The 19,948-nt window shown below is 46.8% G+C and carries 22 protein-coding genes, 1 tRNA gene and 1 pseudogene; 18 read left to right on the top strand and 6 right to left on the bottom strand.

Annotated features, from left to right (window positions below; genetic code table 11):
* Positions 1–158 precede the first annotated feature (158 nt).
* From ACQRBN_RS01060 to ACQRBN_RS01045, 4 genes are all read right to left on the bottom strand, one after another.
* On the bottom strand, positions 159–512 hold the full coding sequence (locus tag ACQRBN_RS01060) for a DUF6050 family protein (protein ID WP_427737082.1): 354 nt from the start codon (positions 510–512) through the stop codon (positions 159–161).
* Positions 513–604: 92 nt separating this feature from the next.
* Positions 605–1,954, bottom strand: coding sequence for a relaxase/mobilization nuclease domain-containing protein (locus ACQRBN_RS01055; RefSeq protein ID WP_427737081.1), 1,350 nt, complete (start codon positions 1,952–1,954; stop codon positions 605–607).
* Positions 1,915–2,244 (bottom strand): plasmid mobilization protein, encoded by a 330-nt coding sequence (locus ACQRBN_RS01050; protein WP_427737080.1) that lies wholly within the window; start codon positions 2,242–2,244, stop codon positions 1,915–1,917. Before ACQRBN_RS01050 ends, ACQRBN_RS01055 begins: the two co-directional genes overlap by 40 nt.
* 252 nt (positions 2,245–2,496) lie before the next feature.
* On the bottom strand, positions 2,497–2,856 hold the full coding sequence (locus ACQRBN_RS01045) for a transcriptional regulator (RefSeq protein ID WP_427737078.1): 360 nt from the start codon (positions 2,854–2,856) through the stop codon (positions 2,497–2,499).
* A 149-nt stretch (positions 2,857–3,005) separates the two neighbouring features.
* Between ACQRBN_RS01045 and ACQRBN_RS01040 the strand changes: the two genes are divergently transcribed.
* From ACQRBN_RS01040 to ACQRBN_RS00980, 13 genes are all read left to right on the top strand, one after another.
* Positions 3,006–3,194: a DNA-binding protein gene (locus tag ACQRBN_RS01040; RefSeq protein WP_427737077.1), complete on the top strand. Its 189-nt coding sequence runs from the start codon at positions 3,006–3,008 to the stop codon at positions 3,192–3,194.
* Between the two features lie 18 nt (positions 3,195–3,212).
* Positions 3,213–4,580, top strand: a complete 1,368-nt coding sequence (locus ACQRBN_RS01035) for a sensor histidine kinase (RefSeq protein WP_427737076.1) — start codon at positions 3,213–3,215, stop codon at positions 4,578–4,580.
* A 19-nt stretch (positions 4,581–4,599) separates the two neighbouring features.
* A complete protein-coding gene (locus ACQRBN_RS01030) occupies positions 4,600–5,331 on the top strand; it encodes a LytR/AlgR family response regulator transcription factor (protein WP_427737075.1) in 732 nt (243 codons plus the stop codon).
* A 190-nt stretch (positions 5,332–5,521) separates the two neighbouring features.
* The gene (locus ACQRBN_RS01025) at positions 5,522–6,004 is read left to right on the top strand and encodes a hypothetical protein (RefSeq protein WP_427737074.1); all 483 of its coding nucleotides are present in this window, start codon (positions 5,522–5,524) and stop codon (positions 6,002–6,004) included.
* Between the two features lie 16 nt (positions 6,005–6,020).
* Entirely contained in the window at positions 6,021–6,629 is a 609-nt protein-coding gene (locus ACQRBN_RS01020; protein ID WP_427737073.1) for a DUF3267 domain-containing protein, read from the top strand.
* A 584-nt stretch (positions 6,630–7,213) separates the two neighbouring features.
* The gene (locus tag ACQRBN_RS01015) at positions 7,214–7,648 is read left to right on the top strand and encodes a sigma-70 family RNA polymerase sigma factor (RefSeq protein ID WP_427737071.1); all 435 of its coding nucleotides are present in this window, start codon (positions 7,214–7,216) and stop codon (positions 7,646–7,648) included.
* On the top strand, positions 7,633–7,872 hold the full coding sequence (locus ACQRBN_RS01010) for a helix-turn-helix domain-containing protein (protein ID WP_427737070.1): 240 nt from the start codon (positions 7,633–7,635) through the stop codon (positions 7,870–7,872). Before ACQRBN_RS01015 ends, ACQRBN_RS01010 begins: the two co-directional genes overlap by 16 nt.
* A gap of 417 nt (positions 7,873–8,289) precedes the next feature.
* Positions 8,290–8,472: a hypothetical protein gene (locus ACQRBN_RS01005; RefSeq protein WP_427737069.1), complete on the top strand. Its 183-nt coding sequence runs from the start codon at positions 8,290–8,292 to the stop codon at positions 8,470–8,472.
* 96 nt (positions 8,473–8,568) lie between these two features.
* Positions 8,569–10,278 carry a DUF4368 domain-containing protein gene (locus tag ACQRBN_RS01000; RefSeq protein ID WP_427737068.1) on the top strand — a complete coding sequence of 570 codons (1,710 nt, stop codon included), beginning with the start codon at positions 8,569–8,571 and terminating at the stop codon, positions 10,276–10,278.
* A gap of 140 nt (positions 10,279–10,418) precedes the next feature.
* A complete protein-coding gene (locus tag ACQRBN_RS00995; RefSeq protein ID WP_427737067.1) occupies positions 10,419–11,513 on the top strand; it encodes an SGNH/GDSL hydrolase family protein in 1,095 nt (364 codons plus the stop codon).
* A gap of 130 nt (positions 11,514–11,643) precedes the next feature.
* On the top strand, positions 11,644–12,366 hold the full coding sequence (locus tag ACQRBN_RS00990; RefSeq protein WP_427737066.1) for an ABC transporter ATP-binding protein: 723 nt from the start codon (positions 11,644–11,646) through the stop codon (positions 12,364–12,366).
* Between the two features lie 14 nt (positions 12,367–12,380).
* On the top strand, positions 12,381–13,307 hold the full coding sequence (locus ACQRBN_RS00985) for a SufB/SufD family protein (protein ID WP_427737065.1): 927 nt from the start codon (positions 12,381–12,383) through the stop codon (positions 13,305–13,307).
* A gap of 13 nt (positions 13,308–13,320) precedes the next feature.
* On the top strand, positions 13,321–14,208 hold the full coding sequence (locus ACQRBN_RS00980; RefSeq protein WP_427737064.1) for a hypothetical protein: 888 nt from the start codon (positions 13,321–13,323) through the stop codon (positions 14,206–14,208).
* A gap of 62 nt (positions 14,209–14,270) precedes the next feature.
* Here ACQRBN_RS00980 and ACQRBN_RS00975 read toward each other — a convergent pair whose 3' ends face one another.
* Together ACQRBN_RS00975 and ACQRBN_RS00970 are read right to left on the bottom strand one after the other, a co-directional pair.
* Positions 14,271–15,089, bottom strand: a complete 819-nt coding sequence (locus ACQRBN_RS00975; RefSeq protein WP_427737063.1) for a hypothetical protein — start codon at positions 15,087–15,089, stop codon at positions 14,271–14,273.
* A gap of 176 nt (positions 15,090–15,265) precedes the next feature.
* A tRNA-Leu gene (locus ACQRBN_RS00970) sits at positions 15,266–15,348 on the bottom strand.
* Between the two features lie 387 nt (positions 15,349–15,735).
* Here ACQRBN_RS00970 and ACQRBN_RS00965 point away from each other — a divergent pair.
* The 5 genes and pseudogenes from ACQRBN_RS00965 (at position 15,736) to ACQRBN_RS00945 (ending at position 19,814) form a co-directional block, all read left to right on the top strand.
* A complete protein-coding gene (locus ACQRBN_RS00965; protein WP_427737062.1) occupies positions 15,736–16,068 on the top strand; it encodes a hypothetical protein in 333 nt (110 codons plus the stop codon).
* A 17-nt stretch (positions 16,069–16,085) separates the two neighbouring features.
* Positions 16,086–16,724, top strand: a pseudogene (gene cas1 / locus ACQRBN_RS00960) (CRISPR-associated endonuclease Cas1); the annotation flags it as partial.
* An 8-nt stretch (positions 16,725–16,732) separates the two neighbouring features.
* A complete protein-coding gene (gene cas2 / locus ACQRBN_RS00955; RefSeq protein ID WP_427737061.1) occupies positions 16,733–17,023 on the top strand; it encodes a CRISPR-associated endonuclease Cas2 in 291 nt (96 codons plus the stop codon).
* A gap of 386 nt (positions 17,024–17,409) precedes the next feature.
* On the top strand, positions 17,410–18,432 hold the full coding sequence (locus ACQRBN_RS00950) for a DUF2804 domain-containing protein (RefSeq protein ID WP_427737059.1): 1,023 nt from the start codon (positions 17,410–17,412) through the stop codon (positions 18,430–18,432).
* Positions 18,433–18,515: 83 nt separating this feature from the next.
* Positions 18,516–19,814 (top strand): ATP-binding protein, encoded by a 1,299-nt coding sequence (locus tag ACQRBN_RS00945; RefSeq protein ID WP_427737058.1) that lies wholly within the window; start codon positions 18,516–18,518, stop codon positions 19,812–19,814.
* Positions 19,815–19,948 lie beyond the last annotated feature (134 nt).

Below are 19,948 nucleotides of genomic sequence, written 5' to 3'. Positions count from 1 at the left end.
GCAGTAGTAGGCGCTGTGGGAATGTGTGTAAACGGTCAAAGGGGCGGCGCTGTGGGAAACAGTGTTTGCGGGCTGTGGGAAAGCTGACAGCTTTTCCATCAGGTCGTAAATATTTGTTTTCCATCGGTGGAGCGGCCGTTTTCCACATTTCCATAGTGCTATTCTGGAATATAGGAAGTCCCTCTTGTTATGAACAGTCGATAGATGGTCAAGGGAATATACCAGGCAGCCACCAGCAGTCGCCAGACCAGGACGAAACCGCCGATCACTCCGCCAATAATAAAGTTCAGCAGAAACAACGGAAGGGCGGTTCCCAAAGAGCCGCCGGGCACGAACCAGGCAAACATCCGTGGGATACCAAAAGGCAGGCCGCAAAGGATGAACAGCCATACATAGTCGGTGACTCCATCTTTTGTGCAGGCGGATTTGAAAATGCAGTACAGCAAAGCCGCCACCGCCACGGGCAGCACGCTCTTTTTGAAAAACTCTTTGATTACTTCGGATTTCGTCACAGTCAGCACCTCCATTCCTGGTTCCATTATATCAGCCGGATAACCATGCGCCCAGGGGTTTTGCAAAGACTGTAAAAAGCGCCCAATCCCCGTTACTCCAAGTCGTTGCTCCGCTGCCGCTGCTGTTCCTGTTCCTTCGGCCTTTCCAGCAGGGCGTCCACATTCTGGCGGAGGGTGTCATATTCCTTTTCCTCCCGCCGTATTTTCCGAAGTTCCGTTTGCAGGGCGGTCTTGCGGGCGGAGAGTCCGTCCAATTCTGCTTTCACCTTATCGGAGGAAGGAAGTTTGGTGAGCCCGGCCTTTTTGATTTCCCTGGCGGCCGCCTCGAATAAGATAATCTCGCTCTCAAAGCCGCGCAGGAATTTTTCCTTGTCCTTTGATGCCTTGTATCGGTCATAGACAGGTTTCAGCTTGCGGTAGGTGTCGATCTGCTTTCCCAGGAGGGCAAGGTCGGCGATCCGCTGTTCCGTATCCCGCAGACTTTCCCTGGTACGGATGGAGGCGGCGGCAACGGCGTCACACCGTTCCACCAATTCCTCATAGTTGCCGATGCCGTGTTCGGTGAGAAAGTTCATGGTGGCGGCCGCCCGTTTCAGATTCTCGATGGTTGCCCACCGCTGGTATCCGGCACTCTGCTGGGCCTTGATATTGTTCTGAATGTCAATGAGCAGGCTGACCTTCCCGCTGCGCTGTTGGGGCTGTCTGGAGGGCCTGGGACCTCCGGCAATGCGGGAGACAACGGCTGCTTCCGTGTAATCGGCGCCCAGGGTTTTGAGCCGGGTGAACCTCTCCTGGTCCGGCGCCCTGGCGGAGATATACTTTCCCCGCTTGATTTCGTATCCTTCCCGCTGCAACCGGGCAAGCAAATCTTCCAGGCTGGAGGATACGGGGATCAGCCGGTCGATGGCGGCTTTCAGCTTTGCCTTGTAGCTGGTGCCGTTCTGTGCGGCCTGATGCTCAATGTAGCTCTTGCCCTTATCCCGGCCAGGGACGATGACGGACAAGCCGTGTTCTTTGCACAGCCGGTCGCTGGCCCGGCGTATCTCGTGATAGCTGCGCTTGTTGGAATGGTAATGCTTGTGATCGGTGAAGCTGACCGCATTGAAAATCAGGTGATTATGGACGTGATCCTTGTCAATGTGAGTGGTGAGGACAAATTCATATTTGCCGCCCAGGACCTCCCGTGCCAGTTCCATGCCGATCCGGTGGGCTTCCTCTGGCGTGACCTCCCCTGGCTCAAAGGCTTGGATCAGGTGGCGGCCTAGGTGCGTGCCCTTGTCAATGGCATGGCGGCGTGTCCATTCAAATTCAATGTCGGCGGTCTCGGCGGCGCAGCCGAAGGAGGACACCAGCAGTTTCCCATCCGTCTTGTCGGGGTTGCAGATATAGTCAATCGCCGCTTTCAGCGTTGACTTAATAGGATGCGTCTTTGTAACTGCCATATCTGATCCAGCCTTTCCCGGATTTCCTCTATATCGGCCTGATAGGTGGGGCCTCCGGCGTTGACCCGCTTGGCAATCTGATTGATGTTCCGGCCAATGGCGGACAGAAGTTTGTTCATCTCCTTAATGTCCCTGGTGTCCACCTGGATGATATATCCGTCAATCGCCATCTTCCGCAGGTAGGCGCCGATCCGCTTTGTCTGGAGCTGGGCCATCTTCTGTTCCATCAGTTCCTTTTCCTCGGCGGTCACATAGAACTTCACCTGGATATTCCGTTTTCGGTTTGCCATCGTGGTATCTCGCCTCTTTTCGTATCAGGGTTTGGGATGTTCCCAACAAGCATTTTTCGGGTTTAGGGGGAGGGTTCCCTAAAGCCAAAAATCGCAAGCGGGTACTCGCTTGCTGTGCTTGCTATCGTTTCTCTCTCCGTACCTAAGTAATCCGAAACTCATGCCTTTGGCAACCATGAAAGCAAAGAAAAACGCTACAAACGGCATCCGTTCATAGCGTTTTCTAATCATTATTCAGTTGCATCAACCACATCATTTTTCTTCCTCCGCTCTGGCATCCAAGATAGCCTGTGCGGTGGCAATGACGATTTTCAGTTCAGCTTCGGTCATTCCATCAAGCAAGGGATCAAGCTGTCTGCGTGCCGTGGACTTACTCTCTGTTGCGTCTCCAAAGAGTAGCTGATCTACGGAGATATGGTAACGGGTCACGAGTTCAAAGAAAATCTGGAGACTCGGATGCTGCCCTTTGTTTTCGATATTGGCAAGATAGCGGGGAGACAGAAACATTTCATTCCCGACTTTGTTGCGGGACTCCTTCTGTTCGTTTCTTGCCGATTTGATTGCCTTTCCAAAAGGCGTAAAATCATATTTTTTGACTGGTCGTTTTGCCATATTGATTCACCCTATTACATTTTACTGTTCACCTTTCTTTCTGAATATGTCTATATAGTTCCCATAGATGGCCTATATAATTCATTATTTATTTCTTGTATTCTTCGAAGAAATGAAATATAATGGAGTAGATTGTTGGAGGTGTGAACATGGATTACATGACGCTCAAAGAGGCAAGCGAAAAATGGGGCGTTTCGTCCCGACAGATAAATTACTATTGCACCGATGGACGAATCTCCGGTTCCGTCAAAATGGCTGGTGTCTGGCTAATTCCCAAGGATGCAGACAAACCCGCAGATAGACGATACAAACAATCGAAAGAGATCGATAAAAAATGAAGATAGGAGTGTGAAATAATGGGATTACCTTTTCGGCTTTTTACCGCCGCATATACCTTTGTTATGATGTCGATTGCACTATTCATCCTAACCTGTGGTATATTGGGGAAGAAAATAAAAGGACGACCATTGGTGGTATTTTGCGTTGTTAGTCAGGTATTACAGTGGTTAGGATTCTTATGGCCAATCCTCTTGTATTTTTTGGGCGCAAATGATGAACTTGAGATGGCGTCAGCTTTTGACATTGTGACTTATACACCAGTGGTCTTATTCTTGGGTTGGCAACTGGCACACACATTTCGGATGCCCTTTCTTCATACTTTCACAGCGGCAGTGCTTGCCTCTTTTATTGGCAATACATCCAATAGCGTAATGGCACTGGTGGTAGAACGGTACAGTCCCTTATTTGACCGTCAGTATATTCTCGCTTTTGTTCTCCTGTATATTCCATATACTCTCACTATCGGTGTGGCATGGCTTGCATCTTTTATTCTTCGCCGTTCGGAATTTTACCGCTATTTCTCGGCACTATTTCGCAGCCGCACCCGTGCCGTGTTAACCTTTCTGATATGTTATGGCTTAATGTGCATGATGCCCATTTTGCACACCCTTTTTCCGGGTATTGACCCCAATGCCGAGTACGGCGTTCTTATTTTTTCATTTATCATTGTTGGACTTTTCTGCATCCAGTTTGTCGCTATGTATACAGCAGGGCAGGATCGGATTAAAGCGCAGGAGGAAACAATTCTCCAGCAGCAAGCACACATGGCTCTGTTGGAAGAATTACAACAGGAAATTCGAGCATTTCGTCATGACTTCACCAATCTGTTCTCCGGTCTAACTTTACAGGCACAGGAAGGCGATCTTGCTGGTATCCAAGAGTTTATGAAGCGAACCAGTGGCTACTTTGATGAAAAGCTCGGCAACGAGATTGCACAGATGGACGGACTTAGTAATATTGAGCTGTATCCTCTGCGTAGCCTGTTAACTACAAAATTGGCAAAAATGCGTCAGCAGCATATTAAGGGTGTACTGGAGGTTATTCGCCCTGTAAATCGCGATCAGACCATGGACGCCGATGATCTACTGCGGGCAGTAGGCATCCTATTGGATAATGCTATCGAGGCTGCTGCAAAGAGAAATGGCCTTGTTCGTGTGGTGCTGTTGCAGGAAGAAAAGCAACTGTATCTTGCCATAGCTAATAATTACGATGTCACACCAGATATGGCTGCCCTTGCCCGCAAAGGCTATACCACCAAAGGAAGTAGCCATGGCACCGGCCTTTCGAGCTATCGACGCATCGTAGCCCGATGCCGAGGCTGTGCTATGCGCACTTATCTGAAAGATGGGATGTTTGTGCAAGAGTTACACATCCCCACTATTTGATGCAAAGGAGGGAATGCCTATGATTCCCGTTTATATCTGTGACGATGAAGCGCCTATTTGCCAAAGGCTGGAGCAGATCGTGGCAGGGCAGATTATGATTCTGGACAGCGATATGGGGCCTGTGCGGACTGTGGAGGAACCGGACGAGTTGCTTCGACTGCAAAAGGAAGATGCTGTTCCTGCTGTCTACTTTTTGGACATAGACTTCCCTGGTAAGATCAGCGGGCTGGAACTGGCTCAAAAACTGAGGCAGTATGACCCGCGAGGATTTATTGTGTTTATTACCGCCCACAATGACTTGGCTTTTGAGACCTTCCGCCTGCGGCTGGAGGCGTTGGACTATATCGTAAAGGGAGACGCAGCTTCCATGACTACACGGGTTCAAAGCTGTCTGGAAAGTATTCGGGAACGGATGCTCTCCCAGCGCCCTGGACAGGGCAGCTACTGTACGGTCAAGATTCTCGATACAGTGCGCCATATTCCCACTGACAATATCCTCTACCTGGAGGCGGTGGGCTATCGCCATACGCTGCGGCTACATTTGGACAATGAATTACTGGAATTCAACAGTAGTCTGAACCACTTTGCTGCTCAGTTGGGCGATGGCTTCTGGCGCTGTCACCGGGGCTTTCTGGTGAACCGAAACCGCATCCGTTCGGTGCATCTGAAGGAACAGATAGTAGAGATGGACAATGGTGAGACCTGCTTGCTTTCCCGCAAAGCAAAAAGCGAGTATCAAGCGCAGACATAGACCACGGCATATATCTAAAGTAAATTACAACAAGGGGCAGAAGAAAATTTCTTCTGCCCCTATTTTTGTATGGTCAATTATTACTTTACCATTGGCGAAGCCTTTTGAACCATTGGCGAAAGATTTGGTTGTCAGTGCAATTTCTCTGCTATACTCAAGTCAACAAAAAACAACAAGGAGGGCTTTAAAAATGCCTGCTGAAAAATTTGTCCATGATTTTGTAAAAGAAGCTGGATACACCCCCATTCCTGACCGCGCTATCATCGTCACCTATGCGCCTGCCGACATGAGCGAGAAAATTGCTCGCTTTTTCTCCAATGAGTTCTTTGCGCTGCAAATGTGCGAAAACGCTCTGGTGCTGCTGCCCTTTGGGCGGATGTCCATGGTTCTGAAAAAGGATGTGGTATTGGAGATTCCCTACGACCATATCCGCAAGGTAGAAGTGCGGGAAGATATGCTCAATTACCGCATCGTGCTGGATACCGATGATGGCCTTATCGCCCTTTCTGCCCAGCAAAAGAGCTTCAACGCCCTGCGCCATTCCGGTACACTGTCTGTTGGTATGAGCGGCTTCGGCTCAGGCGTGACCAGTGAAGGAATTACCAAGAAAGACAACTGGCACCGCGCCAACCTGGACGCAACACTGGCGGCTTTGAAGGCACTAAACCGCTGAGTAGGGAGCGTTTCGGATGGATGTCCGTAATCAGATCGCTCGGTTTGTAGCTGATGGCTGGCATTATCAGAATTATACATTTTCCTGCCGCCAAGCATATCTCTGGGGGATGCTGATTGCCCTACCTTTTGTAGCTCTTGCTGGTGGGGCATATCGGATATTCCTGCTGAATCGAGCGGTGTTATTGAATCATACCGGTCTCATTCTACTGGTTGTCATTGTGGTAAGTTTGCCTCTCCATGAGCTGTTTCACGGCCTTGGCTGGAAAGTGGCTGGGCGATTGGAAAATTATGAAATTAAGTACCTGTTTAAACATGGAATGCCCATGTGTTCCTGCCTGGCGGTGCTTTCCACTAAGGCTTACCTTACCGGCGTATTGCTACCGTTTCTGATGTTGGGCGGAGGAAGCATAGTGTTCCTGGTTGCATATCCAGGCACCATTTCCGTACTGGCAGCAGTTGTCAATCTACTGCTGCCTGGGGCTGATTTGCTGATTGCCTGGAAAATCTTGCGCAGCGGAGCAGCCAAGATTGCCAATCAGCCGGAGCAGGTTGGTTTTATTGGGTTGTATTTTCCACAGAGTAAAAGAGAGGCATATTGTAATAGCCAAAGAAGGATTTATTGAAGTCTACTCGCAAGGCATAACGAACACTTACAGAACCCTGGTAGATACAGAAATCGGTGTCATATTGTCTACCATCAGCGATAAACACTAAATATCTTTCAACTGCCGGACGACGGCAAAGAAAAAAAGCCGTCGTACAGCAGCCCATTCCCCATGCTCGATTGAATATACGGCGGCTTTGAACAATCAAGGCCGCCGTTCTTTTATGCCCTCATTAGGAACGACGCCCTGACGCTGGCGAGATCGGCGGCCCACGGAGGGAGTCGCCATGAAACAAAAAGTGTTTCGACTTAAAACGACAAACGCCATCTTGTCAAAAAAAGTCTGTTCCCATTTTCGGGATATTCTGACCATGAAGATGAACAAACAAATCATGTAAATGCTTCTATTAGTTCCTCTGCGCCTGTCCGCATTTTGCGGATGGGCGCTTTTTGCTGTTTATGTGGGCCTTCGTTACCTAACGGAGCCTTTCATAAAAATTTCTTTCCTTTTCAGGTTGCCAAAATTGCAAGTCTTGGATTACTAAGGCGAAAGGGAGGAAATCACCACCCCGCACCCGTTGCGGCGCGAAGGGAGGTGAGAAAATGAAAGACTCCTATGAGCAGCGTATTCAAAATCAGTTTGGCGCTTTCTGTGTCAAGGTTTTGAAGAATGAGGCTTTGCATATCCAACGGGATTATGCAGGCCTTCGGGATCAGGAAAAATCCTTCGGAGAGCTAACCACCTCCGAGCTGGAGCAAACCGCTGTGTGGGACAAGCACTTTATGAGAGAGCATGTCTTTGAAGTGCTGGGACTTCCGGTGGTCGTGACCGGCGATCTTTTGGCTGATGCCTTGGCGCAGCTGCCGGAAGGCAAGCGGGATGTGATCCTGCTGTCCTATTTCCTGGGGATGACGGACCGTGAGATCAGCGAGAAGCTGAATATCGTCCATCAGACCGTATCCAAGCGGCGGCTCGTTACGCTGAAAGAATTGCGCGAATATCTGATGAAGGAGGGATTTGAATGGTCGGACAAGTGAAACCGATCCCGGTGCCGGTAATCTTGGCAGCCGTAAGCGGTGACGAAAATGCCCTTGCCGCCGTGGTCGCTCACTATCAGAAGTACATTCGGGCTCTTGCCACCAGACCTGTGAAGGATGAGTATGGGAACGAGTACCTGTATGTGGATGAAGATATGCGGCTCAGGCTGGAAACGAAGCTGATACATAGCATCGTGACAAGTTTCAAAGTGCTGACAGTCTAAAAATGTCCGGGGCAAGTTTCTCTCCCTTTCCTTGCCCTGGCAATCTGGCAGCAGAGTTCAAAGCTCCTTGACAAAGAAAGCCCGGCGGGAGGCCTCCGGCGCAGCATAAGGCAGACGGATACGATCTGTCTGTGTGGAGCCGGTCGGCCGGTGCGCCATGACCCTGTTGCAAGTCCGCAGGACGGGACCCCTACCAAACAGGTGAGCGACAAAACCAGGCCGCAAAACAGGTATGGCAGCCTGTGGGCGAGGATGCGCAGGCAGGATAATGATACTCCCGCGTTGAACGCCCTCAAAGCATTGCGCGGCGCACCCATCAGCATGGGCCGGGGTGAGATTCCCGTGGAGCTGCGGCCAGCAGCCGTCCGTTTTTTGCCTCTTTCGTTTTCGACTATACGCAAATGAAAGGGGATTATTATGCAAGATCGTAATTCTGTTTCAAGCGGTAAAAAGCCGCAAGAAAACCCTTTGAAAGAAAAAACGACCTATCGCTTCGGCAATAGGTCGTTTGTCGTAGAGTCTGTTTTCAAAGAGGAAAGCCCGGATACCTTGGGTAGTGTCCTCCTTCGATTGATGAAGGCCGAAAATGAGAAAATGTAAACTTTCCATACTCGGCTGACACGGGCAGAGGACAGCGGTATAATTGTATTGGGAATACAAGATATGCGCTGTTCGGCTGTCCAGAAAGGAGGACTTATGAGACAGTCGAATAACAAAAAATCCCGTGATGTGACCGCTTTCCTCTACGAGCGGCTTTCCCGTGACGATAATCTGGAAGGTGAGAGTTACAGCATCGGCAATCAGAAAAAGCTGTTGACCAAAGTGGCAAAGGAGAAAGGCTACACCAACCTGGTCCATTTCCTGGACGATGGCATTTCCGGCGTCACGATGGACCGCCCTGGTTTTGTGGAGATGATTCAGCAGCTTGAACAGGGGCGGGCCGCCGCAGTATTTGTCAAAGACCTTTCCCGCCTGGGCCGTAACTACATCGAGGTCGGCAGGCTGACCGAGGAATTTTTCCCGGAGCATGACATTCGCCTGGTGGCGGTATCCGATAACATCGACACCGCCGAGGGCGAGAATGAGTTGGCACCGATCCGCAACCTGTTCAATGAGTGGTACGCCCGCGACATCAGCAAGAAGCGGCGTATCAGCAACAAAATCAAGGGAAATGCGGGTGAGCCAATGGGCCAGCCTCCCTACGGTTACATCAAAGACCCCGACAATCCGAAGCGTTGGATCGTGGACGATGAAGCCGCCCAGGTGGTTCGGCGGATTTACAGCATGACCCTGGAGGGTTACGGAACGGAGCAGATTGCAGCCCAGCTTGAAAAGGACGAAATCCTTACCCCGCGTGCCTATTGGCTAAAGAAGGGCATCAAGCGGCCCGGAAAGGGCAAGCAGCAGCCCGCTACCAAGTGGAACAGTTCCACCGTGACCAAAATCCTGTCTTTGCAGGAGTATTGCGGCGACATTCTCAACTTCAAGACCTATTCTAAATCCTACAAGAACAAAAAGAGGTTGGAGAATGACCGTGAAAATTGGGTCATCTTCAAGGACGTTCACGAGCCGATCATCGAACGGTCCATATTTGAGCAGGTACAGCAGAAGCGGGGAAAAATTCGCAAGCGCCGCACCAACGAAGGCGAGCACAACATGTTCTCCGGTCTGCTGGTCTGTGCCGACTGCGGCAGTAATCTTCATTTCCACTTCAATCAGGGAAACCCGGAGATCAAGTATTTCAACTGCTCCAACTATAAGGGAAACCGTGGGAGCTGTACTTCCACCCACTATGTCCGAGTGGATTTTCTGGAACAGGTGGTGCTTGGTGAAATCCGTCGTCTGACGAAGTTCGCTAGTCTCTATGAGGACGAATTTCTGAAAGCAGTGATCGGGCACTCCCAGCAAGCGGCGGAGACCGACCGCAAGCTGAAGGAGAAGGAATTGAAGGCTCTGCTTGCCCGTGACGAGGAACTGGACGGGCTGTTTGAACGCATCTATGAGGACAATGTTTCCGGCAAACTCTCCGACGACCGTTTTGCGAAAATGTCCAGACGGTATGAGGACGAGCAAAAGGAACTGGCGGAGAAAATCAAAAAGCTCCACTCCGAAATCGAGAAGCAGAGCAGTCAGGCCATGACCACGGATATGTTCATCTCTTTGGTGCGAAAGTACACCCGCGCACGCAAACTCACGCCCCGGATGCTCAACGAATTGGTTGAGAAGATCGAGGTTTATAATGCGGAGAAAATTGATGGTGTATGGGAGCAGCGGCTTCGCATCCATTATAACTGCGTGGGAGAAATCACAATCCCTAAAATGCTGCCCCTGCCCATCCCTGATGTGACCGTCAATACCCGGAAGGGCGTGTTTGTCAACTACATCCCAGCCGAAATCGCCGGATGAAAACAATAAAAAAAGACGAGTGTTCTTACAGCTTTTCAAATGCTATAAGAACACTCGCCATGGAGAAAGGTCTCAATTCCTTGGAATCCAAGGAGTTGGGACTTTTGTTTTAAAATTTCAAGAAGATAGAAGTGATTAGAATGAGGGCAGGGAAATATGTAGTCCGGTGTCTTCTATGGGCAGTATTACTAGCATGTGTCATATCTGCCCCGATACTTTATGCAGCCGAAAATGCTGAAAATACAGAAGCAAAACAGGATGCTGCTGAGAGTTCCCCGAATGTGTCTGACCAGAAGGTGCTGGAGTATGTTGCCCTGGGAGACAGCATACCGAATGGATATTTTGCGGCAGATGAGATGGAGGTAACCGGATATCCGCAATTGGTCGCGGATGATCTTGGGGCTATGGGAGAAAGTCAGGTCAATCTCTCCTGCTATACCAAGAACGGGCTGACGACTGGTAAACTATATGAGAGGTATCTGGCAGACTCGGAGGTAAAAGAGCAGTTGAAGAAAGCGGATATGATTAGCCTTACCATTGGGGCAAATGATCTTCTCATTGAGTTTCGGAGTGTTTCGCAGGAGATTCTGAATATTGATACAAAGTTCCGGGATGCGAATTCCGCTCTTACAGGGCTTAAGGAAGGAATTGCGGATAATCCGCTGCTTCTGGTTAAGGTGGCAGCTGCAATTGGCGGATGGGATTATGAATCATTTGAACATGACTGGATTCAGGCGATGGAAAGTATTGAACAGAATCGGAAAGAGAATGTGCAGATGGTCGTTACCACGATTTATAATCCGGTCAGCAATATGGAGTTGCCAGGAACGCTGAATATAGTAGTCGATACGGTCATTAATGGAATGAATGATATTATTATTGAGTATGCAGATGAATATGATTATCAGGTAGCGGATCTATTTGCTTCAGATATAGGAGTGAATACACAGTCGGATGGGCTTCATCCGAATCAGGAGGGGCAGGAACTGATTAAGGAATTAGTTGAAGAGCAACTGGATATCGGGAAATTGGTTACGCTATCAGAAGAAGAAGGCGAGCAACTTCAAGAGGCGGAAGAGATGAAGGCGGAGCAGAGAGCGAAGGAGAAGCAAGAAGGGTACAGAAAGACAGGCGTGCGTATCATTCTGTCGGCGGTCTTGATTATTGGATTAGGAATCTGCCTGTATCGATATCGTAGAACAGTCCGCCGTCAACAGCGAATAGAGAAAGAATAATTCATTAGGGAATAGAATAGAAGCGGAGATATAAGGGGAGGCAGAATTCTGTCTCCCCTTGCTATACCCAGGTATTTGGATTATAATAAGCAATAGCTTAAAAAATACAGAAGTAAAAGGAGCTGACATTATGCTTGAAGTTAAGAACCTGACATTCAAAGTGAATGAGAATGGAATAGAGAGAAGCATCGTTAAAGATATCTGTTTTCAGGTTGGTGATGGCGAGATGCTTGTGATAACAGGACCGAACGGCGGCGGCAAATCTACGCTTGCCAAGGTGCTGATGGGAATTGAAGAAGCGGATGAAGGACAGATCATACTGGACGGAGAAGACATCACTTCTTATGATATTAATCACCGGGCGAATGCAGGGATTGGGTTTGCATTCCAGCAGCCGCCGAGATTCAAGGGAATGACTGTTGATAAATTATTATCACTGGCGGCAGGACGTAAATTGACAGAGGAAGAATGCTGCGCTCTGTTAAGCGGCGTGGGATTGTGTGCGCAGGAATATCTTAAGAGAGAGGTAGATGCAACGCTCTCAGGAGGAGAGATGAAGCGTCTGGAGATTGCTACGGTGCTTGCAAAACCACACAAATTATGTATCTTTGATGAGCCGGAGGCGGGGATTGACCTGTGGAGTTTCTCTATGCTGATCCAGCAGTTTGAAAAGATTCATAATAAGAAGGCAGAGAGTTTGATTCTGATCTCCCATCAGGAGAGAATCATTCAGATGGCAGACCGGATCATGGTGATTGAAGATGGAACTATCGGCGCAATCGGATCAAGGGATGAGATTCTTCCGACATTGCTTAATAAGGGCGACAGCTGCGCCTGCATGAATCGACAGTAGGAGGGATAACGGATATGGCAACTTTAGATCAGATTACACAGAGAATATTGAAGCAGATAGATGAATCAGGGTTCAAACAGAAGGGCGCTTTTAACCTGCGCCATAATGGAATTGCGCTTTGTCATGGCGACAGCGAGCATATTAAGATTAAGAAGAAGACGGATAAGCAGGGAATTGATATCTATATCGATGGAGAGACGAAGGGGGAGCAGGTGCATATTCCGGTTGTGGTAGATGCCTCCGGTATGAGGGATGAGGTCTACAATGATTTCTACATCGCAGATGGTGCAGATGTGACGATTGTGGCAGGCTGCGGCATCCATAACAGCGGCTGCAATGAGAGTCGTCATGATGGTATCCATTCTTTTCATGTGGGAAAAGGTACGAATGTACGCTATGAAGAAAAACACTATGGTGAGGGTGAAGGAACAGGCACTAAGGTGCTGAACCCGGTTACGAAGATCTATATGGATGAGGATTCGATATTTACGCTGGATACGGCACAGATTAAAGGCGTGGATTCTACTGTCCGTGAAACTGAGGTTGAGATGGGGGCGGGCTCCAAATTATATGTGATCGAGAAATTGATGACGCATGATAATCAGATTGCGGAGTCTAACATGGAGATTCGGATGAATGGTGAAGGAAGTTCGGCGCAGATTATCTCACGATCTGTAGCGAAAGGAACTTCAAAGCAGGTATTCCATCCGAAGGCTGTTGGCAATGCGAAGTGCCATGCGCATGTGCAGTGTGATTCGATCATTATGGATCACGCTGAAGTTAGTTCTATTCCGGAAATCAACGCGAGACACCTGGATGCCGCTATCATCCATGAGGCAGCCATTGGACGAATCAATGATGAGCAGTTGGTAAAATTACGTACCCTGGGAATGACAGAAGAAGAGGCGGAAGGTATTATTATCGATAACTTCCTGAACTAATGCGAGAGAATATATGAAGATTACAAGAAAACTAAAATTAATGAAAAAAGCACTGGCAATGGAACGAAGAGAGCATCGAAGTTCTTATATTGTATACGTTGTGCTTAGAATGTTGGTTATAATAACAATGATTCGTCAGGTGTTTAATCAGAACTATGAGAATGTATTCTTATGTCTGCTTACATTGATCTTGCTGATAATGCCAAGTTTTATCCAGGTGAATCTGAAGATTGAATTGCCTACGGGGCTGGAGATTACGATCCTGATGTTTATATTTGCGGCGGAGATTTTAGGAGAGATACAGGCTTATTACATTAAGTTCGAGTTTTGGGATACGGCGCTTCATACGTTGAATGGATTCCTGGCAGCAGCTATTGGATTCGCGCTGGTGGATATTCTGAATCGGAGTGAGCGGTTTTCAATTCAGTTATCTCCGGTATTTGTGGCGATTGTGGCATTCTGCTTTTCTATGACGATTGGTGTACTGTGGGAATTCTTCGAATGTGGGATGGATCAGTTGTTCGGTCTGGATATGCAGAAGGATACGATTGTGTACAATATTAATTCGGTCATGTTGGATCCGACGAACAGTAATATTCCGGTGGGAATAGATAATATTACGGATGTGACAGTGAATGGGCAGGATCTGGGACTTGGAGGCTATCTGGATATAGGGCTCCTGGATACGATGAAGGATCTGTTTGTGAATTTTATTGGTGCGGTGGTATTTTCCATTATAGGATATTTCTATGTGAAGAGCCGGGGAAAAGGGAAGTTCGCGGATCGGTTCATTCCGCGCCCCAAGGCTGAAGATGCGGATTTCCTGCAGCAGGTTAAGGACGAAGAAGCAGCGATGCAGGGACAGCAGATAAGCAAGAAAGATTCTGTGGATATAGGATGAATGATAGCGGTCTGCCAGATTCGGATGTCTGGAAGACCGCTGTATTTAGCAGTTGAAAAAAACTAGCGAATGAGGAATCTGCGTACCAGGCAACTGATGACGCCAGCGGTGCAAAGCGGAAGCAGTGCAGAACACAGAGAGCCGTATACAAAGAGCGCACCCTGTACCCCCTGAAGCGGTGCCGGAGATGCTGGTATCAGTCCATTCAACATAGAAGCCAGATAGGCACCTGCGTAGATGAATATAAAGGAGAACAGACCTTTGCCTGTGTCCTGATAGCGACCTTTGCGGCCGCTTTTTTTACTGCCTGATAAGACCATAAAGAACGCGATCAGTTCAAACAGCAGCAGGAATGCAGCGACTCCGGCGTATGCGCCAAGGATGTAATTCTTATCCGAAACTGCACGGAGAATGTCTCCGTACGCACTGTGATTCTTCCAGAAATTAATTGCCAATGTGTAAGCAACTGCTGCAATTAAGATCAGTGTCGCAGCCCGAAGGAGCGTGTTGACCACGTTATAGATTGCCTTGCCTCCGGCTTTGGCAGTCTTGGCAACCGGGGACACAAGGTTAGGCATCTTGATATGGCTCTTGCTCTTCTTCTTTTCGGAGGAGGAAACGGCATCCTCGTCTCGGGTATTTGTATTCGTGTCATATTTTCGTGCGCTTTTTCTATAATATCCGGTACGGTTCTTTTCAATATAATCGGTGTCGTCCATTTCGGATAGGTTTGATAAGACATCTTTATAATCATCGTATTTTCTCTCGGTCATCTCTTCTCGTAAGAGATCAGAGAAATCCTCTTCCTGGTAGATGACTTCGAAGTCATCATCGAAGAGGTCTGTTGGTTTTTTCATTGATTTTGTATTATTTATACTCATAGTAATGATATCCTCCCTAAAACATTTTCTTATTTTAGTATGTTTAGTCGCAATACTCAAGAGATATCACAGAAAGTTCACGAAGACATAAGATTTTCTTTAGAAATGGGGGAATACAATGAGGTGATTAGATTTGTATAGAAAAAAGCCCTTGAAAATCAAGGGCTTTTAAACCATGCGGAGAAAGGGACTTGAACCCTCACAGGATTGCTCCCACTAGAACCTGAATCTAGCGCGTCTGCCATTCCGCCATCTCCGCTGATAAAAAACATTCTATCACAGTATTACAGATTTTGCAAATACTTTTTGCAAATTTTTTAATTTTTCGGTAACAGTTCAGCCTCCCGGTTGAACTGAATAGAAAAAAAGTGCCGAAAATTTTATGAGTTTCGCTGTCGAGTTATTCACAACAAGAATCAGATCAGGGATCATCGGAGACTCACAAAAGCCCTAGATATGTTTATTGTGGATAACTTCTGCGGTTCCGCTGGTTTTCTTTAAAAATATCCGCTCCGGATCCACATCAGCGACGAAATGAAAAAAGTTGTCCACCGTCATTATGACGAAACTGGAGTTCTTCCTGATTCGCTTTTTTTCCTGATTTCTGGTATATTCTTTATATCAGAATTAAAGGAGGCGACCATAAATGGCAGGGAATTATGAAAAAAGCATTTATAACCAGCTCATGGATGTTATGGCCCGCCTTGATGCAGTGGAACAGGATCTTCATACAGAAAAAATAGAACACAAAGAGGATGTTGACCGTTTGAATGCTAAAATTGATGGACTGACACAGGAGAATCAACTTCTGAAAGATGACAATGCCCGTTTAAAAGCATCCTCAATAACGACAGTTCCAATAGCTCACAGCCGCCTTCTACAGACCAGAAGGGCGGAAAACCGGCGAATACTTACAACGGAAGACAAAAAACCAGCCGGAAGGCCGGTGGGCAGAAAGGACACAAAGGCACGACACTGACAAAAGCAGAGGTGGAGTTGCGGCTGGATTCAGACAAATTAAAAGCAAAATCGGCATTTTTAGCACAGAGGTTGAAAGATATACGTGTATGTGAGAATGCGGAAACTTTATTGGGCTTAGAAGGAGAAGCTGCATCTGTGTATTTTTCAGTGTTTGATGATTTGATTTTACAACAGAAAGAGGTATTCTGTTTCCAAGGAAGAAATCGAAGACCACCATTGGACAATGTAAATGCGATGCTTTCGTTTGCGTATTCATTGTTGGCTGGTATGTGTGCATCTGCGTTGGAAACGGTAGGATTAGATCCGTATGTAGGATTTTTCCACACAGACAGACCAGGAAGAGCATCGTTGGCACTGGATATGATGGAAGAGCTTCGTAGTGTAGTGGTAGATAGATTTGTATTAACTCTGATAAATAAAAAGATGATTGACGATAGCGGATTCATAAAAAAGGAAAGTGGAGCTGTAGTCATGGAGGAAGAAACCCGGAAGAGTTTTTTGGTACAGTGGCAGAATAAAAAGAAAGAGACAATCACTCATCCATTTTTAGGAGAGAAAATTGAGTGGGGATTGGTGCCATATGCACAGGCAATGCTTCTTGCCAGGTATATTCGAGGTGATTTGGATGAATATCCACCATTTTTGTGGAAGTAGGTGAGAAGATGTTGGTGCTAATAACTTATGATGTTAATACGGAGACGGAAGCGGGAAAAAGACGTCTCAGAAAAGTGGCGAAACAATGTGTGAATTATGGTCAGCGGGTACAGAATTCGGTATTTGAATGTCAGTTAGATGCAGTGAAATATCGGCAGGTGAAGGATGTCTTAGAGAAAATTATAGATAAGGAAGTAGATAGCCTAAGATTTTATAATTTGGGAAATAATTATAAAACCAAGATAGAACATATTGGTGCAAAAGCGGGATATGATGTGACAGAGCCGCTTATATTCTAGTGCGAATGTGATGTGAACATAAAAGTGCAGGGGGATTCGCACTGAGACGAAGGCGGTGATTTGTGAAATATGTAGGTGAAAAGTAATATAAGGGAGTAATAATTGATGTAAAAAGTGCAAGTTGCATATAAATGGCGAAAATATAAGGAGGATTTATGTGTAAAATTGCTGTCTCCTTCCACGGCGAAGGAGTGGATTGAAATATAAGTCGGCATACAGTAAAAATCTCTTTCCATAGGGAAAAATAACACAATTAAGCACGCCGGTTGGCGTACTCCGTTTTTGTAGGAATCAACTTATAAAGTGATTAGTGCAATATAAGGTGATTTGAGGATAAAATTATAGTAAAAGTAACGTTATAAATTAATATCCAAGGAGGGTTCCATATGAGAAATCATGAAGTAACATCCCACGATAACCTATTAACTTCCGCCGGGCATTTACGAGAACCTGGCTGGTCGAGACAATTATGTCAAATCTATAGAAGAAACGACATCAAAGCCCCGAAATTCCGAATCAAAGAATGGGACTATTATCTGGTACTCAATGAAGATTTTGCTGGTGCATTCACCCTTTCAGATGATGGTTACATCGGTCTTCAGTCAGTATCTCTTCTGGATTTTAAAGAAGGATGGGAGCATACCGAGACAATTCTGAATGCATTCCCAATGGGCAAGTTCAAACTGCCGGAAAGTTCGAAAAAGGGCAACATCATATATCGTGATAAACGCTTACACATGGCATTTACAGTAAAGAATGGCGAACGGCGTATCCAGTGTGCATTCGGGAATTTCTATCAGGGCAAGCCATTTTCCTGTGATATTATCTTAAAGCAGCCGCCAATGGATACCATGGTAATTGCGACGCCATTTAAGGAGAATAAAAAAGCATTCTACTATAATCAGAAGATGAATTGTATGTCAGCATCTGGTTATATGAAATACGATGGAAAAATATATCGTTTTAATGAGAATACGGATTTTGGTACTTTGGATTGGGGACGGGGCGTATGGACTTATGACAACCGATGGTATTGGGGTTCAGGGAATACAATGATAGATGGAAAACCGTTTGGTTTTAATATAGGTTATGGATTTGGCGATACGTCTGCAGCTTCGGAGAATATGCTGTTCTATGATGGTGTTGGTCACAAACTTGATGATGTTACATTCCATATTCCGAAGGATAGTTATATGAAGCCCTGGAAATTCACCTCCAGCGATGGGCGGTTTGAGATGGATTTTGTTCCGGTGCTTGACCGGGCTGCAAAAACTTCCGCAATTATTATTGAGACTGACCAGCATCAGGTGTTTGGTAAGATGAGTGGAGTGGCGGTTCTTGATGATGGACGTAAGATCCATGTGAAAGATATGATGTGTTTTGCGGAGGATGTACATAATCGGTATTAACTAGAACTGCCAAGGCATACAGATGACTCCGTAGGATTGGAGATGGATGGAAAAGGGTATAATGAAAACAAGGAGGCATAAAAATGGGACACTTGACAACAAAAGACGCATATAAGAACTTAGAAGAACGAATCAACTGGTTTACCCAGGGCGCCCCTCCGTCCGAGACCTTATATAAGATTCTTCAGGTCCTGTACACCGAAAAAGAGGCAAAATGGGTAGCATTACTTCCAGTTCGCCCCTTCACATTGAAAAAAGCAGCAAGAATCTGGGGAACCACCGAAGCCAATGCGGAGAAACTATTGGATCACCTTTGTGAGAAAGCCTTGCTGGTAGATTCTGATTATCACGGCGAGCGTCAGTTTGTTATGCCGCCTCCGATGGCAGGATTTATCGAATTTGCACTGATGCGTACCAGAGGAGATATTGACCAGAAATATCTGGGCGAATTATATTATCAATACATGAATGTAGAAGAGGACTTCGTGAAAGATTTGTTCTTTGCGACGGAGACCAGGCTTGGGCGTGTCTATGTGCAGGAACCGGTACTTACCAATGATAAAACCAATCATATATTAGATTACGAGCGTGCGACACATATCGTAGAAGAGGCGAAATACATCGGACTTGGTACTTGCTACTGCCGACATAAGATGTACCATGCAGGTCATCCTTGCGAGATCAATGCACCATGGGATGTGTGTCTGACTTTCGACAATGTGGCACGCTCTCTTGCAGAACACGGCGGCTATGCCAGATTGATTTCTAAAGAAGAGGCGAAAGAAGTTCTGGAGTTGTCTTATGAAAGCAATCTGGTACAGATTGGAGAAAATGTCCGTGAACATCCGGCGTTCATCTGTAACTGCTGCGGATGCTGCTGTGAGGCGTTACAGGCGGCACGGAGATTCAGCCCGATGCAGCCAGTGGCAACCACCAATTATATCCCGAAAGTTTCTCCGGATAAATGTATTAGTTGTGGAAAATGCGCCAAGGTATGTCCAATTCTGGCAATAGCGATGGAAGAGAAAGATTCCGCGGATTCAAAGAAAAAGAAGCATCCGGTTATCGATGAAGAGATCTGTCTTGGATGTGGTGTGTGTGCAAGAAATTGCCCGACAAAGGCGATCAATCTGGAACGGAGACCGATACAGGTCATTACGCCGGTGAACAGTACACATAGGTTCGTGCTTCAGGCAATTGAAAAAGGGACGCTGCAGAATCTGATATTCGATAATCAGGCATTTGCCAATCATCGTGCCATGGCAGCAGTATTTGGTACGATACTGAAGTTGCCGCCGCTTAAACAGGCATTGGCAAGTAAGCAGTTTAAGTCAATTTATCTGGACAAACTGTTATCCATGTATCAGAAAAAGGTGAAGTAAAGTTCATCTGCAGGTGTAATAACGATTGCTGAGGGGCTTATAAATGGATGAAGATGTAGGTTCATCCATTTCAAGTCACTTGTTTTACTAATGCATTACACAAGAAATAATGTGGTATACATCGTTATTTGACA

The sequence above is a fragment of the Bariatricus sp. SGI.154 genome, from assembly GCF_050313795.1.
Classification (GTDB): domain Bacteria; phylum Bacillota; class Clostridia; order Lachnospirales; family Lachnospiraceae; genus CAMBRQ01.
This window is presented reverse-complemented; position numbering and strand designations above follow the sequence as displayed.